The sequence below is a fragment of the Brachybacterium sacelli genome, assembly GCF_017876545.1.
Lineage (GTDB): Bacteria > Actinomycetota > Actinomycetes > Actinomycetales > Dermabacteraceae > Brachybacterium > Brachybacterium sacelli.
In genome coordinates, this window is sequence record NZ_JAGIOD010000001.1 from 1,660,805 (window position 1) to 1,677,501 (window position 16,697).

Below are 16,697 nucleotides of genomic sequence, written 5' to 3' on the forward strand. Positions count from 1 at the left end.
GGGCCGTCATGCTGAATCTTCCGCGACCTCATAGGACCCGGCAGGTCACGACGTTCGAACCGGACAGCGGCCTCAAGGTCGCCTTCGTGGAGCCGGGGGAGAGCCGCACCGTCGCCCGGATCGACGGCTCGGGGTATCTCGCCCGACTGTGGCTGACCCTGCCGGGATGGTTCTGGGCTCACTGGGAACCGGACCGGCCCGTGGATCCGGCGGTGCTCAAGCACGTGGTGGTGCGCATCCACGTCGACGACTCCGAGGAGCCGCAGATCGCCGCGCCGATCGCGGACCTCTTCGGGCTCGGCCTCGCGCGAGTGCGCAGTTACGCCAGCCGCTGGGTGGGGGCCTCCTCCGGTGGCTTCTACCTGACCCTGCCGATGCCCTTCCGGCGCTCGCTGCGGATCGACATCGACAACCGCGACCCCGACCAGCGCGTGGACCTGTTCCTCAACGGTCTCTACCAGCTGGCCGATCTGCCACCGGAGGTCCCGGTCCTGCACGGGTCCTTCTCCACCGGGCGGCACCAGGGCGAGGATCCCCTCACGCTGCTGGAGACCACCGGTCCCGGCCGGTACGTGGGGACCCTGCTGTCGCTGCAGGCGCAACCACGCTCCTACCTGAGCTATCTGGAGGCTCCCGAACACATCGACGTGGATGGCGAGCAGATCATCGGAACCGGCATGGAGGACTACTTCCTCGGAGGCTGGTACTTCCGCGAGGGCACGGTGATCGGTCCCGACCACGGAGTCCTCCTGAAGGACACCCTCGACAGTGCAGTGAGCCTCTACCGTTTCCACGACACCGACGCGATCTGGTTCGACTCCACCCTGAGGTTCCGCTTCCGCAATCCCTGGGACCCCGACCGTCTGCGCCCCGTCGCACATTCGGCGGTCGCGTTCTCCTACCTGGACGGTGCCCATCCGGTGCGCGAGGTGCCGGACCGGGACGGCCTTCGGTGCTGGTACCGCTGGCACACCGAGGACCATCCCGCCATCCCGTGAGTACTGACTCGCGGTCACCACAGCTCTGGGAGCGCACATGACTGACAGCTCGCCGTCCGGACGACACCTCCGCAGGCGTTCACTCCTCCTCGCCGGCGTCCTCGCCCCCGCCCTCATGACAGCATCCGCGCCGGCCACGGCCGACGGCGGCCGTGCCAGCACCATCGCACGGGCCGTCCCGCCTCAGCAGGGCGCCGATCTTCGAATGCGACTGTGCACGGACGACCTGAGCCACGGCATTCATCTCACGCTGCTCGGTCGCCTCGACGGGTGGAATGACACGGACGCCTCCGTCTTCCACCTCGGGATCCGGCCAGACGGCTCCCTGTGGTGGTTCGACGGACTCGAGCAGGACTCCCTGGGCTGGACGCAGGTCGGAGCCGCCGGGAGCGTGGTCGCCGGCCGATGGAACACCCTCGCCCTGCAGTCTCCGCCGAGCATGGAACGAGCCCTCGTGTACGTCGGGGATCACCTCGGCGCACGTCCCCGCCCGCACGAGCTGATCGGCCCGATGGGCCCGGTCGGAGTGAGCCCGGTCGACTCGATCACCGGCTTTCACGTGGCAGCCGGCGGATCAGTCCAGATCGACGACCTGACCTTCACTGATGGCCGCCACGTGACCGAGGCGCCACCTGAGCGGACGTTCCGGATCGGGGATCCGGTCACGGTCGATTCGACCGCGGAGGGCTTGATGCAGATGCCCAACACCGCGACCGTGCACACCACGGCTGACAGCCGTCAGGAGGTGCTCGTGGGCTATCCGGTCCACGGCGATGCCACGCACGACACCGGCACAGCCCTGGCCGCCTCGACCGACGAGGGCCCCACCTGGTCGCGGGTCGACGAGCGCAACCCTTACCCCGATGAGCAGTCGTTCTATCTGTCGACCCTCAGCAACGGTGATCTGCTGGCGGTCAGTTTCCACACCTTCATGGTGGACGGCTCCAGCGGCACGGAGGCGATCGTCCCCACCGCTGTCTCCGCCGACGGCGGCCGCACCTGGACACATCGTGAGGGGACCATGACGGCGCCGACGGCCATGAGACCGATCTCCGACGGCACGAGCCGTCCCGGTCACGAGCTCGGGGGCTTCGTCCTCGTCCATTCGGTGCAGGAGCTCGACGGCACGCTCTACCAGTCGGGGTACGGATACTACGAGGAGGACGAACGGTACCGGCAGATCATCCTCGCCTCGGCCGACGGCGGGATCACCTGGGACGTCCGCGGGACCATCGCCGTCGACCCCGACCTCTCCGACCACCCGCGGTACGAGGGTTTCAGCGAGGCGGGGATCGCCGCGACCCGCGATGGCGACCTGCTCGCGGTGATGCGTACCGGCAACTATCAGCCGTTGTACCAGGCGACCTCGAGCGACGGGGGCCGCACCTGGACTCACCTGCGACAGGTCGTCGCCGGCCTGGACGAGACCCCGGTCGTCGGGGTGTTCCCGGACCTGCTGTCGATGCCCGACGGCACCGTGGTGCTGTGGATCGGGCGTCCCGGCCAGTCCCTCCTCGCCTCACCCGACGGTGAGGGACGGTCGTGGACCTCACCGGTGACCGTCGACTACATGAATTCCGGGAACGGCTCCCTGGTCCCGCTCGGCGGCAACCGGATACTCACGGTCGGTGACCGTGGTGCCGACTGGACACCGCGCGCCCCGGAGGTCAAGGAGATCTGGGCGATCGAGGCACAGCTACTGCTCTGAGCGCTCTGCCGTGCCGGGCCGAGCGGATCGGCCACCTGCCTCCTCCGGCGCCGAGATGCTGGACATGGCGGCCTCCCGAGCTCCGTCGATATGGGTCTGTACCGCTCGTCGGGCTTCCTCGGTATCGCCCGCGACGATCGCCTGATAGATCTTCTGATGATCGGTGCGGGACTTCTCGACCCGGCCCGGTGCTCGCAGCGTCGTCTCCATGCCGGAGGCCAGGATCTCGTGGAGGACGATCGTCGTCTGCTGCAGGAAACGGTTGCCCGCCGCAGAGACGATGCTGAGGTGGAACGCGGTGTCGAGCGTGCGCAGGTGATCGAAGTCGATCTCGTCGGACCGGGAGTAGTCGTCGAGCGTGGTGAAGGTCTGCGTCACCTCGTCCAGGCCGTCGGGGTCCCGGCGCTGGGCCGCCCATTCCACGGCCGGCAGCTCGAGCACCGCGCGCATCGCGAAGAGCTCTTCGACGCCGATCTCGCGCTGGATCAGCGCTGCTCGCAGGGAGACCGCGGCATGCGGTTCGGCGACGAAGACGCCCTGACCATGCCGGATGTCGACGACGCCGTGAGCCTGCAGACTCTTGAACGCCTCGCGGACGGAGGTTCGGCTCACGTGCAGGATCTGGGCGAGCTCCCGCTCGGCGGGGAGCCGATCACCGGGCTTGAGACGCTTCTTCCCGATCACGTTCTGGATCTGTTCGGTGACCTGCGTCGACACGTGGCTGGTGCTGAGCGGTTCCCACATCTCGGACTGTCCCATCCGTCGATTGTCGCGTAGCCGGCCGGTTCTCGATCGTCCGTGTCGTCACCATTCCGCGCTCCGTCCGTCCGGGAGCCGCCAATCCGGATTCGTCAGGGTCCACTCCTGCGACGCGGCGACCGCCGAGTCGTCGATCTCGAGACCGAGGCCCGGGCCCGCCGGAACGTCGAGGTACCCATCGTTCGGACGGAGCACGTCCGGATCACGGAGGTACTCGAACATCTCCGCCTCGGGGAGGTCGGCGTAGCCGCGGTTGTAGTGCAGGCCGAGCGACTGCTCCTGGACGATGACGTTGTTCGAGCAGGCTGCGACCTGGAGTGATGCGCCCAGCGAGAGGGGTCCGTTGGGGCAGTGAGGGGCGACCGCGACGTCGTAGGCCGCCGCCACCTGCGCGATGGTCACGAGCTCGGTGATTCCGGTGAGGGACACATCGGGCTGCAGGACGTCCACGACCCGAGCCTCGAGCAGTGGCATGAACTCCCTCAGCTCGCTCATGCGTTCCCCGGTGGCGATCGGAACCGTGCGGTCCCGACCGAAGAGCTCGCCGTAGGCCGCCTCGTGGCCGGGCGGCAGAGGTTCCTCGATCCAGGCGGGGCGGAACTGCTCCAGCTCTCGCACGAGGGTCCGGGCCATCGACCGGTGCACGCGCCCATGGAAGTCCAGAGCAATGTCGATCGAGGTCCCGAACTCGTCCCGAACGGCTCCGATGCGTTCGATGACACCGTCGATCGCGGCGGAGGTCTCGATCTCGTCGAACTCCTCGGTCGCGTTCATCTTGACCATCGAATAGCCCTGATCGCGCCGGGCCGCGATATCCGCCCCGAGGTGGGCGGGTCGGTCCCCGCCCACCCACGCATAGCTCGTGATCCGGTCTCGGACCGCTCCGCCGAGCAGTCCGTGGACCGGTACGCCGAGTCGGCGGGCCCGGATGTCCCAGAGGGCGCATTCGAGCGCCGCGGCCGCCGTCGCGAGCACGGGCCCGCCGCGGAAGAAGCCTCCTCGGCGCATGCGGAGCCGCAGCAGTTCGATCTGGTCCGGGTCCTCTCCGCGGATGTTCTCGGCCAGATCCTGGATCGCGCCCTGCACGGCATTCGCGCGCTTGGGAAGGATGGATTCGCCCCACCCGGTCATCCCGTCCTCGGTGTCGACGCGCACGAAGATCCAGCGGGGCGCGACTCTCTGCGAACGTACGGCAGCGATCCGGTCATTCACCGTCGGCCGCCCAACCCTCGGCGAAGGCATCGGGACGGCGGCTGAGCAGCCGGTGACGAAGGAGGCGGCGTCCGAGGCGAGGAACGCGACGGCCTCCGCGACCTCCTCGGGACGCCCCTGACGACGCAGCAGTGACGGCGAGGAGCTGTCAGGGCTGACTGAGATGTCGCTCCTCATCTCCGCCATCCCCGGTGTCTCGATGACGCCCGGGACGACGGTGTTGACCCGGATGCCGACGGGACCGAGCTCGACCGCCAGCGCACGGGTGGCAGCACTGACGCCGCCCTTGCTGATGGCGTAGGCCGCGTGCTGCGCCAGCGGCGAGTGCTCCTGGATGCTCGCGACATTCACCATCGAGCCTCCGGCATCCATGACGCGAGCGGCGTCGCGCGCGAGCATCACGGACGCTGCGAGGTTCGTCTCCAGGACCCGATCCCAGTCGTCGTCGGCGAGGCGGGTGAACGGCTCCCGGCGACCGAGGTGGGCCGCATTGTTCACGAGCACGTCGAGCCGGCCCCATGCGTCGACGGTCCGTCCGACGACGCGGCCCCGTTCCTCCCGGTCACACAGGTCGATCACCTCGGCGCGGCAGCGGTCCGGGCCGAAGCCCTCGGTGAGCGCGCGCAGAGCCGGCCCGTCGAGATCCACCGCGGTCACGGCGCATCCTCGGCTCACGAGCGCCTCGGTGACGGCTCGGCCGATGCCGCGGGCCGCTCCTGTCACGAGAGCGACCTTCCCGTCGAACCCGGTTCCAGAACTCATGGCGAACACCTCTTCTCCGCGGCGCGGGTGAGCACGTGGCTCATCGCGAACCCTCCTCGGCGAGGACGGCCACGTCCCACGGTCCGAGCTCGATCTCCTCGCCGATCGCCACCGCCTCCTCGGACAGCACCGAACGGCCGGCGACCGGAACCGGGACGGTGGCGGCGCGCGAGGACCAGTTGGTGAAGAACCGCAGCAGCCTGCCGTCCGGCCGGCGGGCGCGGGTGCACCGCACGGACTCCGGGAGGTCGGCCCCGAGCGGCCGGACCTCGGCCTCTGCGAGCACCCAGCGCGCGACGGAGCGACCCAGCGCCGCGTTCGGCAGTGTGCCCACGTAGGTGACGCGTCCCTTCCCGTAACGGTTCGTCACCACGGCCGGGAACCGTCCGAACTCGTGGTGGTCGTAGACGGCGAGGGCCTCCGCACCCTCCAGCACCAACTCGTCCATCCACCCCTCGCCGGCCGCGCCCTCGTCGAGCGGCAGCCCGTCGACGGACGTCACCGGGATCGCGGACTCGAGGTTCGAGTACAGGTTGTATCCCGCTCCGACTCCCGGTCGCAGCGGACCGGGCGCTCGCTCCCAGCGGGCCCGCCCGAGGTCGTCCATGTACCCGGAGCGGATTCCCAGCACCAGATGGCCGCCCTGCTCCGCATAGTTCAGCAGGCGGTCGAACGACTCGTCGGCGGCGGCATAGAGGCTGGGCGCGACGACCACCGGGTACTTCTCGAGGTCCTCGAGCGAGTGGGTGACCGTCGCCTGCGCGCGCTCGTCGAAGAAGGCACGGTAGAAGGTGTCGAAGATCCGCTCGTAGGAACATCGGTCGCCCTGCGCCGTGCCGGGCACGGCCAGGCACGGTTCGAAGCCGAGCAGATAGCGGGAATCGGGGGAGTAGAGGAAGGCGACCTCGGCCTCGGCCTCGAGGTCGGTGAGCTGATCACCGGCACGCTGGAGCTCATGGCCGATGCGCCGCACCTCGGTGAGGTTGCGGTTCTCCTCGAGATCGTGGTTGAGCACCCCGTGCGAATAGGTCTCCGACCCGTGATGGGTGCTGTGCCAGTGCCAGTAGGCGACGGCGTTGGCCCCGCGGGAGATGCAGGTGTAGGCGGCGAGCCGCCACTGGCCGTCGTAGGCGGGGAAGTTGTGCGCGGGCCCGCCGACGCTGATCGGGTTCATCTCGGTCACCAGGAAGTTGCGGTGCCCGCTCGCCCGCGCCATGTCCCCGCGCTGGAAGAGCTGGTACGCGCCGTGGATCCCGGAGGCGTCGTGGTAGGTGGGGGGATGCCCGCCGCGGGGCGGATGCGACAGCGCCTCCTGGGTGTGATGCGGGAAGTTCTCCGCCGGCACGTCGACGACCTCCCCGACCGCTTTCCTGTTCGAGTGGGGCAGTCCGTGCCCGCCCACGCAGTCGTGGGTGACGAACTGGTCCTCGCGCAGGTACTCGCGCACGATGCCAGCCTGCCAGGCGAGGAACTCGGTGACGAGATCGGCTTGGTACCGGCGCCATTCCAGGTCGTACCCGGGATTGGAGTTGCCGCCGCCCTGCGCGCGGTCGCCCGGGGACCACAATTGCGCGTAGTCGGTCAGGCGGTGCGACCAGAAGTTCAGTCCCCACGCCTCGTTGAGGTTCTCGATGCCCCCGAACTTCTCCTCCAGTCGCCGGACGAACTCTCGCGTCGCCGCCTCGGAGTGGATGGCCCGGCCCCCGGTCTCGTTGTCGACCTGGACTCCGATCACCGCCGGATGATCGGCCCAGCGCTCCATGATCCGACGGATGATGCGTTCGGCGTAGAACAAGTAGGCCGGCTGCGTGAAGTCCGCGTTCTGACGGTCCCCGTAGGGCCACGGGGTGCCGTCGGCGCGAGAGTTCATCACCTCGGGATGCTCGAGGGACAGCCACGACGGGATCGCGTATGTCGGTGTGCACAGCACGACCTGGATCCCGGCACGGTGCAGCTCCTCCAGCGTCGGTCCGAGCAGGTCGACATCGATGCGTCCCGGTGCCGGCTCGCACATCGCCCAGACGGAATCCCCGATCCGGGCATAGTTGATGCCGGCATCGCGCATCATGCGGACGTCCTGCTCCAGGCGGTCGTAAGGCATGTACTCGGGGTAGTAGGAAATGCCGTACAGCATGAATCTCTCCCAGGGGTGTGCGTCGGGTCCGGTCGTGCGGCGTGGATCTGAGACGGGCGCGGGTCATCCCCGCACCGCGCCGGCGATGCCTTCCACGAAATGTCGCTGGAGCAGCAGGAACGCGATGACGATCGGCAGGATGCTCATCGTGGAGGCCGCAGCCATGCCGGTCCAGTCGGTGGAGTTCTCGCCCTGGAACGCGTAGACGCCCACGGCGAGCGTGCGCTGGTCGGGGCGGGACAGGGTCAGCACGAGCGGGATGAGGAAGCTGTTCCACACCCGCATGATCGTCATGATCACGGCGGTGGCCATGACGGGCTTGGCGAGGGGGAGCATGATCGACCAGAAGGAGCGCAGGAAGCCCGCGCCGTCGATGCGAGCGGCCTCCAGGAGGTCCTTCGGCATCTGCCGGAAGTAGCCGGCGAAGAGCAGGATGATCATGATCTGCGCTCCGCCGGATTCGGCCAGGATCAGGCCGGCCAGGGACGTGCTGAGGCCCAGTGCGCTGATCACCTCGAACAGGGGGATGATCGTGTAGCCCTCCGGCAGGAAGACCACGGCGATGATCGCGCCGATGACGATGCGTTTGCCGGGGAAGCTGTACGTGCCCAGCACGTAGCCGATCGTCGATGTCGTGAGCAGGGTGATCGTCACCGTGGCCACGGTGACGATCACCGTGTTCCAGAAGTACCGCCCCATGTTCGCCGTCCACCACGCCCGGGCGTAGTTCTCGAACTCCGGGGCGCTCGGGAGCAGCGACATGTCCGTGAAGACGGTGATGTTGTCCTTCAACGAGGCCGAGACCATCCACAGCATCGGATAGAGCCAGGCGAACCCGATGACACCGAGCACCACCGTGAGCAGCGTGTGACGCACGACCCGCCGTCGATTCCGCCGGCGCCGTGGTCGTGCGCGCCGGGGCCGCACGGCGCGCACCTGGCTCTCGTGGGGAGCCCGCGAGGGCAAGCTGTCCGTTGCGGTCGAGCTCATCACCGCTCCTTCCGTGCGAGCTGGATCCGTCGCACGCCCCAGGCCTGGAGTGCCGTGAACAGGAGGATGCCCAGACCGAAGATCACCGCAGCGGCCGAGGCGTAGCCGAGCCGTGGCTCTCCCTCCGCGGCGAAGGCGAGCCGGTAGATGTACAGCTCCACCAGCTCGGTGGAGAAGCTCGGGCCGCCCTGCGTCATCGCCTGCACCAGGGGGAAGGTCTGGAACGAGCCGACCACCGCGATCAGGGTGATGATCACGGCGAAGGGCAGGATCATCGGAACTGTCAGGTGCCGGTGACGACGCCAGAGGCTCGCGCCGTCGACCTCGGCGGCCTCGTAGAGCTCCTTGGGCACGGTCTGGAGTGCGACCAGCCAGTAGATCATCGAGATCCCCGTCCATTTCCAGACGAAGACGCCCGAGACGGACGCGAGGGCGAGGGTCGGATCGCCCAGGAAATCTATGGGCTGATCGATCAGCCCGATCGACAGCAGGAAAGAGTTCAGGGGGCCGTCGAAGGGATTGAGGACCATCGTGAACACGATCCCGACGATGGCGGTGGTGGTGACCACCGGGAGGAAGAAGACGGCCCGGAAGAAGGGCCTGAGCCGATAGGACGCGTCATTGAGCGCGACAGCGAAGCCGAAGGCGAGCACCAGGGAGGCGGGCACGGTCATCACGACGAAGAGCGCCGTGCGACCGAAGGCCGACCAGAAGTACGGATCGCCCATGACCTCGCGGAAGTTCCGGAGGCCGACGAACGTGCGGTCGCCCCCGAAGCCGTTCCAGTCCTGGAAGGAGATCACCCACGAGGCGATCGCGGGATAGAACGTGAACACCGACGCCAGGAGGATCGTCGGGAGCATGAAGACGTAGCACCACAGGGTGTCGGTGCGCGCGAACCGTCGGCCTCGCGAGGCGTTCCGGTCCGAGAGGGGCAGCTGCGCGGTGGTCATCGCTCAGAGCTCCCCGTACATGTCCTGGGTGTAGTTCTCGCCCGGGGTGAAGTTGGGGAAGACCCAGTCCTCGCGGGAGACCTCCGCGCCCGCCGCGCGAGCGGCCTCGATGGCGTCGTCGCGCTGCCGGTTCGAGCGATCGCTGAGGTCCTGGAGCGCGCTCCTGACGTCGGTGATCGAACCGTCGATGACGCCGCTGACGATCTCTCCCAGGCTCGGGGTCAGAGCCTCCATCTGCTGGTCGGCGAGGGCCACGTCGGGATTCCGCACGACGGAGCTCGGCATCAGCACCTGTTCCTCGGCGAGTTCGAGGGAACGGCGCCCGGCGGCGGAGACGGATTCCTTCGCGGCCTCCACCGCCTCGGGGTAGGGGGAGGGGCTGCCGGGGCCGACGATCTGCGTCCATGCCTTCGCCGCCTCGATGCTCCCGTGGTATGCCATGAGGTCGCCGGCGACCTCCGGGGACGTCGTGCCCGAATACACGAACATGACGTCGGACATCTTCCCGGGGGCGTAGCCGATCGGCAGGGCCTCGGCGCTGGGCCGCGGGTGCGCCGCGACCCCGAACTCGAACTCCGGTGACTCGTTCTCCCAGGTGGTGATGACCCACGGCCCCGCCGTGACCATGCCGGCGGAGCTGGTCGCGACGCGCGGCCATGCTTGCGGGGCTGTCAGCGAGGTCGACCCCGGGAAGATGCTGCCGTCCGCCAGCAGCGACTGCAGCAACTCGAACGCGTCGTACCAGGCATCCGAGGCGTAGTCGAACTCCCCGTTCGCCGGGTTCGATCCGTAGCCGCCACCCATCTGGGCCAGTCCGTTGATCCAGAAGTCCAGGCGGTTCTCCTGGGCTCCCTCGAGGACGATGCCGTATGCCTGCCCGTTCCCGGCCGTCGTGATCTTCCGGGCCGCTTCGCGGTAGTCGTCCCACGTCAGCGGTTCGGACTCCGGATCGAAGCCGGCCTCGTCCATGAGTCTCTTGCTGTACAGGAGGCAGATCTCGTACCGGTTGTCGGCCGTCGCCGGGAACGTATATGTCTTTCCCCCATGCATGTGCAGTCCCTCGAACAGGACGTTCTCGGGGTACTGGGACTTCCACTCCTCGAAACCCGGCATGACGTCGTCGAGCGGGAGTATCCACTCGGCTTTGATCGCCTGGTTCAGCAAGGGCCCGGGTAGAAGCTGGACCAGATCGTGCAGCGTCTTGTTGCGCACCGCGAGCGGGACGAGCTCCTCGATCTCGTTCCAGGGCAGGGCGTCGTACTCGGTCGTGATGTGGGAATGCTTGTCGCTGTACGTCGCCAGCAGTTCGTTCCAGTAGTTCGCCTTCGTGTCGCCGCTGTCGACCACACGGAAGGTGAGGTCCTCATCGGGGAGGGTGACGGCCGGGTCGGGGATCGTGATGAGTCCGGAGTGGTTGCTCTCCTCGGGGGGACTGCAGCCGGCAGCGGCGATTCCGAGGCCGGCTGCGACTCCTCCCGCCAGCAGCGAGCGTCGGGACGGGCTCTGAAGGAGGTTGTCGGGTCCCATGGTGACTCCTGTCCATTCGTCGTCGAAAGACTGAGTGGTATGTGGTTGGACCTCTGGCCACCTGGTTCAGAGGTCAGCTGATGCCAGGGCGGTGCGGAGCTGGTACCAAGTCCGAGTCAGCGGTGGTCGGACCGGCGCAACGGGTAATCGATTTCACACAACGTACCAACGCAGATATGGAGGGTCAACCCTTCCGATCAGTAGAGCGGGGAGGGCGCGAGTCGTCGAGGAGAGGGTGGCGACGTGCCGGCCAGGAACTCGTGGCCGAGGTCGACGTGGGAGCCCGATGTCCGTGGCCGATGAGCGCTACAGCGCCCAGCGGCCGGCGATGTCGAGAAGTCGCGCCAGCGCGTTCTCCGTCGTGAGCACGTCGCTTGCGCTCGTGCGGCGATGCGTGTATCCGGCCTTGGTCTTCAGGGAGAGGAGCCGGGCGAGTGCAGTGCGCGCCGACCTGTCCACTTTCGCACGGCTCCTGAGGTGAGGCACGGCCGAATCGCAGGGTGCTGACTACGCTTCAGGGGTGAACACGACGCTGTCCGATGAAGCTCTGCGCGTGATCCGCCGTGCGTGGGCGGGCTGGTTGGGCGTGTCCACGGACGTGTTTGCGAGCGACCAGCTCGTCTTCGTGGACCGGGCGCCCCATCCCGTGGTGGTCGTCGTGCGTCTCGGAGCCACGACCGTGGTGGCTGCGCCGGAGCAGAGCCTCGCTTCTCTGCGTCAGCTGCCCGCCCACCAGCTTCTCGAAGCGCCGGCGCTGCAGGCTGCCCTCGACGCGGAGAGGACGCGGCTCATCGGGACGGCGCAGCTCTCGTTCGCGGACTCCGGGACCTTCACCCCGCGCCGGACATCGAGGACACGGGAAGCCTCTCTGGCCGACGTCGAGACGGTGGCCTCGGCGTGCTCCGCCGAGGAGCGTGAGGAGAGCGGGCTGTTGGAGATGGAGACCTGGTGGGTGGTGGATGCACCGGCTGGGCAGCCCATGGCCGCTGCCGGCTACGAGATCTGGGACGAAGCCATCGCGCACGTCGGGCTCGCTGTGGCACCCCGCCACCGCGCACGAGGCCTCGGCGCAGCGGTGGCCACCGCTGCGGTGCAGGACGCGTTGGGCCACGGCACGATTCCGCAGTGGCGCAGCGCGGGCGAGAACGCCGCGTCGGCAATCGTCGGGAAGCGCCTGGGATTCGTGCCGCTCGGGACTCAGCTCGCCCTCGTCCTCACGGCGTAGCTCCGCGACGGATCCTGCTGCGCACCGGACCGCAGAGGAAGAAAGATTCGAGCCAGGCGAGGTAAGAGGGTCGGACTCAGGCCGTGGCGGATGCCGGTGGCGCGACGGTATCCGACGACCCGCCGACGGTGATCCCGCCGTCCTGGGAAGCCACCGACGCGGTCTTCTCGAAGAAGTGCGGGGCCCTGGCCTCCAGGGTGCCGGCGCGGTAGTACGGATCCTCGGCCGGGATCGGCAGGTCGATGGTGCGGCGCTCGATCGCCGCCGCATAGATCGCGGTGACCAGTTCGAGGGCTCGTCGGCCGTCCTCGCCGCTGATCAGCGGGTCGCGTCCGTCCCGAATCGCGGCGATCACGTCGCGCAGCTGGCCGGCATGGCCGGTGTGCTCCAACCGCGGCAGCGACTCGGCGAAGGCGTCGAGTTCCGCCACGAAGGCGCTGTCGCCCTCCGAGGTGGGGAAGCCGTTGGGCTGCGCGGTCTCCGCCACCACGGACCACGGCTGGGAGATGCGGGCGCGCTCGGCCTGGACCACGATCTCCTGCTGCTGACCGTGATGGACGACCGAACTGGTCAGCTCGGCGAGGCCGCGCTCGTACTGGAGGATCGCGACCGCGAGGTCCTCGACCTCGGCGTTGTGGTGCTGTGCGTTGGTCATCATCGCGGCGACCGCTTGCGGGCTGCCCAGCAGCCACAGGGCGAGGTCGATGTGGTGGATCGCGTGGTTCAGCGTGCAGCCGCCACCTTCGGAGGCCCACGTTCCGCGCCACCACAGGTCGTAGTAGGACAGCCCTCGCCACCATTCGGAGGCGATGCGAGCGTGGGAGACGGGCCCGAGCTCTCCCGAGTCCAGGACCGCCTTGAGCACCATCATCTCGTCCCGGAAGCGGTTCTGCGCGATCACCGAGAGCAGTCTTCCGCTGCGCCGCTGGGCATCGAGCATGGCGTCGCAGTCCTCGAGCGAGGGTGCCATCGGCTTCTCGACGATGACGTCGACCCCGGCCTCGAGGGCTCGCACGGCGACCTCGCGATGAGCCGATGGCGGCGTCGTGATGCTGACCAGATCCAGATCTTCGGCCCCGAGCATCTCCTCGACGTCCGCATAGGAGCGGGCTTCGGTCAGTGCGAACGCCTCGCGTTTCGCGTCAGCTCGTTCGAGCGTGAGGTCGCTCAGGGCCACGATGCGCACCTCGTCGGAGGCATCCAGGTAGGCGCGGAGGTGAGTATCGGAGATGTTGCCGGTGCCGATGATGCCGACGTTCAACATGAGGAAGGCCTTTCGTGGGTGCGGTGCGTGCGTGGGATCCGGTCGCTCACGCCTCGGGCTGCATGCCCTCGAGCTGGGTGAGGATCTCGTCGGCGACGTCCGACGGGGGCCGGTTGCCGAAGAAGGATTCCTCGGCGAGGCGGCTGAACTCGTCGCCGAAGCCGACGCCTGAGGTGGGTGTGACGAGCGGAGGCCGCACCACTTCGGCCTGCATGTCGCGCGCGAAGTCGAGAGAGACCATCTCGTTCTCGGTGAGCACGGACTCGATCTCGGTCTGCAGCTCGGGGAAGGCGGTGACTCCGCGTTCGATCTTGAGAACCTTCGCCGCCTCCGGGTCACGCAACAGGAAATCGATGAGAGTCGCGGAGTCGTCCGGATTCGTGGTGGCGGCCGAGATCGACCAGTACATCGAGGCCTTGTTGACCATCTGGTGATCGCCGCTGGTGCGAGCCGGCACCCGCAGCAGCTTCAGCGGGGAGCCCGAGGAGGCCTGGAACGTCTGGATCTGGGTGTGGAACTGGAAGTGGAAGGCGGAGCGGTTGGTGGCGAATCGGCCTTGCTCGACGCCGGCGGCCGCGTCTTCGACCTGCGCCGCCGCCTGGGGGGCCGCATCGGTCTCGATCAGTTCCCTGGCGTACTCGAGGAAGGAGGTGATCGTGTCCTTGCTGATCAGCGTCTCGTCCTCGCGGGGGAAGAGCTGCTGGCCGCTTTGGCGGGCCCACATCCCGAGCTCTGCCGCATCCGTCCCGAGGAAATCGAGGCCGACGATGTCTTCGCCAGCTGAGGCGGCCCACTCGCTGACCTGCGCACAGAGGGCGCCGAAGTCCTTCCATGTCCAGGTGGTGTCGTCGGGCATCTCGATACCGGCTTGATCGAGGACGTCCGGGTTCACGCCGACGGAGAAGATGCCGATGCCCAACGGGGCGCCGACCAGGGTGCCGTCGGCCAGGCGTCCCGTCTCGAGCATGTCCTCGTCCATGTCGCTGAGGTCCAGGAGGTCCGAGACGCTCTCGAGGTCGAGCAGAGAGCCCCGGGTCCCGTAGGAGTCGATGTACGCCTCGTCCATCTGGATCACATCCGGGGCGTCGCCACCGGCAGTCTGGGTGGCGAGCTTGTCCCAGTAGCCGGTCCATTCGCTGTACTCGGGCGAGACCGGGAGGTCGGGATGGGACTCGGAGAACAGGCCGAGCGCCTCGCGGGTCATGCCATTGCGGAGGTCACCTCCCCACCAGTAGATCCGGACCCCTCCGGAGTCATCGCCGCTGTCCGCGTTGGGGCCGCATGCCGCCATGGTGCCGAACGCCCCGAGGGCACCTGCCGAGATGAGAAGTCGACGTCGAGTGAACATTCATGCTCCTTCAGTGAGAAAGGCGCGATCATCGATCGCCGGTACGTTCCAGTGCTTCCTCGATCACGGCGAGGGCGACAGGCGCCACATCTTCCTCGGTCCAGGGGAGGAACGCCGCGCGCTCGATGTCATCGTCATTGCCGTCCGTGCGCACGGTGCCCTGTGTCTCGACGAGGTAGAAGCAGCGGCGGGAGCGCCACGCCTCCTGGCGTTCCCGTTCGAAGAAGTGCTCCTCGAACTGGCACAGCAGACGGGGCTCGGATTCCATGGTCAGCCCGGTCTCCTCGTGCAGCTCGCGACCGAGCGCCTCGAGCGGCGATTCCCCGTCCTCGACGCCGCCGCCGGGCAGGTCCCAGTCGCCGTCGCCCTGGCGGTCCTTGACCAACAGCACCTCGCCCGCGCGGAACGCGAGGCCGTACACGGACGTGCGGTCGACGAGCGCCTCCGGCGGGACCAGGTGGATGCGGCCGGCGATGTCGCGGCACAGCACCCTCTCCGACGTCGGGCCGAGCGTCGACGCCCGCGGTGCAGGGTCTTTCGAGCGGAGGCCGGCGGGACGGGGCATCAGCTCGTGACCATTCCGTTCACCTCGGTGATCGTCGCCTCCGCGGCGTCCTTCGGTGTCGTCGTCCCGAATCGGACGTCGCTCAGCAGCCGCGTGAAGGTGTTCTGGGCATCGGCGGTGCCTCGGAGCCGCGCGCCGCACCCGGCGATGCCCAGCAGGGACGTCCGCGACCCCTGGGTGAGCTCCGTCGCGCAGTGCGGTCCGGCCGGCGTCCCGGTGTGGAGCGCGCGGGGCGGGGTGAAGGCGCGGTGGAGCGTGGCGGTGTGCATCGTGGTCTCCTTCGAGCGTCGTCGACCTCAGGAACTGCCAGGCGTGGCGGGAGCATAGTTCCGCAGGGATAGCGCTGTCCAGGGCGGTTCTCGGCCTGGCGGACTGTGTATGTGTGCTCCACGACGGCTGAGACGACGCAGGCGGTGACCGGGGCGCGGTCAGAGTGCTGCGGCGGCGCTGCTCGCGTCGGCGATCCGGAGGTCGACCTCCAGCGCACTGCACGCGTCGAGAACTTCCGGTGGGGGCTGTGTGTCAGTCACTATCACGTCGACATCGTTCAACCCGCACAGTCTGTAGCGGCCGCCGTGCTCGAACTTGGTGCCGTCGACGAGAAGAACGCTTCGCGCTGACGCTTCGATCAGAGCGTTCTTCGTCCCCTGCTCGATGTCGTTGGCGACGTAGACCCCGTCGGGGCCGACTCCGGCCGCACCCAGGAAGCCGACGTCGGCGCGGATCTCGGACATCGCCGCGACAGTGGACGGGCCCGCGCACGAGCGGGTACCTGCACGGACATCACCCCCGAGCAGGAACAAGTCGATCTCGGACTCCTCCAGGAGCGCATTCACGGCGGCGATCGAATGAGTGAAGACGTGGCCCGTGAACGACCCGGGAAGAGCGTGCGCCAGTTCGAGCACCGTGGTGCCCGCATCCAGCAGGAGCGTGCCCTCCCGTGGTGCCAGGTCCATGGCAGCCCGTGCAAGCTGTCGCTTCGCCGCTCGGGCACGTTCATCGCGTCGGCCGAAGTCGAGCCCGAAGGGGAGGTGGACCCCGCCGTGCACGCTGGCGACGCGCCCGTCGTCGACCAGCTGGCGCACGTCGCGGCGGATGGTCATATCGGAGACCTGGAACCGACCTGCGAGGTCGGTGATCGTCGCGTACCCGTACTGCTCGAGGAGCGACAGGATCGCATCGCGGCGCTCGAAGGCACGCTTGGTGCCGACCGCGACGGAGCGCTTCGTCATATCAGTCCTTCTGGTTCCGA

The 16,697-nt window shown here is 68.2% G+C and carries 15 protein-coding genes; 3 read left to right on the forward strand and 12 right to left on the reverse strand.

The window, feature by feature from the left end; genetic code table 11:
• Window positions 1–8 precede the first annotated feature (8 nt).
• A complete protein-coding gene (locus tag JOF43_RS07335) occupies window positions 9–998 on the forward strand; it encodes a DUF2961 domain-containing protein (protein ID WP_209900732.1) in 990 nt (329 codons plus the stop codon).
• A gap of 37 nt (window positions 999–1,035) precedes the next feature.
• A complete protein-coding gene (locus JOF43_RS07340; RefSeq protein ID WP_209900734.1) occupies window positions 1,036–2,706 on the forward strand; it encodes a sialidase family protein in 1,671 nt (556 codons plus the stop codon).
• On the opposite strand, the gene JOF43_RS07345 is transcribed toward JOF43_RS07340, so the two are convergent.
• The 7 genes from JOF43_RS07345 to JOF43_RS07375 all read right to left on the reverse strand — a co-directional run bounded on the left by JOF43_RS07345 (window position 2,695) and on the right by JOF43_RS07375 (window position 11,502).
• Window positions 2,695–3,465, reverse strand: a complete 771-nt coding sequence (locus tag JOF43_RS07345; RefSeq protein ID WP_209900736.1) for a FadR/GntR family transcriptional regulator — start codon at window positions 3,463–3,465, stop codon at window positions 2,695–2,697. The genes JOF43_RS07340 and JOF43_RS07345 overlap by 12 nt on opposite strands.
• Window positions 3,466–3,510: 45 nt before the next feature.
• Entirely contained in the window at window positions 3,511–5,439 is a 1,929-nt protein-coding gene (dgoD, locus tag JOF43_RS07350; protein ID WP_209900737.1) for a galactonate dehydratase, read from the reverse strand.
• Between the two features lie 40 nt (window positions 5,440–5,479).
• Window positions 5,480–7,573, reverse strand: coding sequence for a beta-galactosidase (locus JOF43_RS07355; protein ID WP_209900739.1), 2,094 nt, complete (start codon window positions 7,571–7,573; stop codon window positions 5,480–5,482).
• A gap of 63 nt (window positions 7,574–7,636) precedes the next feature.
• Window positions 7,637–8,563: a carbohydrate ABC transporter permease gene (locus JOF43_RS07360; RefSeq protein ID WP_209900742.1), complete on the reverse strand. Its 927-nt coding sequence runs from the start codon at window positions 8,561–8,563 to the stop codon at window positions 7,637–7,639.
• Window positions 8,563–9,516 (reverse strand): carbohydrate ABC transporter permease, encoded by a 954-nt coding sequence (locus JOF43_RS07365; protein ID WP_209900743.1) that lies wholly within the window; start codon window positions 9,514–9,516, stop codon window positions 8,563–8,565. The genes JOF43_RS07360 and JOF43_RS07365 overlap by 1 nt, the downstream gene beginning before the upstream one ends.
• A gap of 3 nt (window positions 9,517–9,519) precedes the next feature.
• A complete protein-coding gene (locus JOF43_RS07370; RefSeq protein ID WP_209900745.1) occupies window positions 9,520–11,043 on the reverse strand; it encodes an ABC transporter substrate-binding protein in 1,524 nt (507 codons plus the stop codon).
• A gap of 306 nt (window positions 11,044–11,349) precedes the next feature.
• Window positions 11,350–11,502: a hypothetical protein gene (locus JOF43_RS07375; protein ID WP_209900747.1), complete on the reverse strand. Its 153-nt coding sequence runs from the start codon at window positions 11,500–11,502 to the stop codon at window positions 11,350–11,352.
• Between the two features lie 61 nt (window positions 11,503–11,563).
• On the opposite strand from JOF43_RS07375, the gene JOF43_RS22945 reads away from it, so the two are divergent.
• Window positions 11,564–12,268 (forward strand): GNAT family N-acetyltransferase, encoded by a 705-nt coding sequence (locus JOF43_RS22945; protein WP_209900749.1) that lies wholly within the window; start codon window positions 11,564–11,566, stop codon window positions 12,266–12,268.
• A gap of 76 nt (window positions 12,269–12,344) precedes the next feature.
• On the opposite strand, the gene JOF43_RS07385 is transcribed toward JOF43_RS22945, so the two are convergent.
• From JOF43_RS07385 to JOF43_RS07405, 5 genes are all read right to left on the reverse strand, one after another.
• Window positions 12,345–13,532 carry a Gfo/Idh/MocA family protein gene (locus JOF43_RS07385; protein WP_209900751.1) on the reverse strand — a complete coding sequence of 396 codons (1,188 nt, stop codon included), beginning with the start codon at window positions 13,530–13,532 and terminating at the stop codon, window positions 12,345–12,347.
• Between the two features lie 46 nt (window positions 13,533–13,578).
• Window positions 13,579–14,880, reverse strand: a complete 1,302-nt coding sequence (locus JOF43_RS07390) for an ABC transporter substrate-binding protein (protein WP_209900753.1) — start codon at window positions 14,878–14,880, stop codon at window positions 13,579–13,581.
• Window positions 14,881–14,908: 28 nt separating this feature from the next.
• Window positions 14,909–15,445 (reverse strand): NUDIX domain-containing protein, encoded by a 537-nt coding sequence (locus JOF43_RS07395; protein ID WP_209900755.1) that lies wholly within the window; start codon window positions 15,443–15,445, stop codon window positions 14,909–14,911.
• On the reverse strand, window positions 15,445–15,714 hold the full coding sequence (locus JOF43_RS07400; RefSeq protein ID WP_209900757.1) for a hypothetical protein: 270 nt from the start codon (window positions 15,712–15,714) through the stop codon (window positions 15,445–15,447). Before JOF43_RS07400 ends, JOF43_RS07395 begins: the two co-directional genes overlap by 1 nt.
• 159 nt (window positions 15,715–15,873) lie before the next feature.
• Window positions 15,874–16,677, reverse strand: a complete 804-nt coding sequence (locus JOF43_RS07405) for a DeoR/GlpR family DNA-binding transcription regulator (protein ID WP_209900759.1) — start codon at window positions 16,675–16,677, stop codon at window positions 15,874–15,876.
• Window positions 16,678–16,697: the final 20 nt, after the last annotated feature.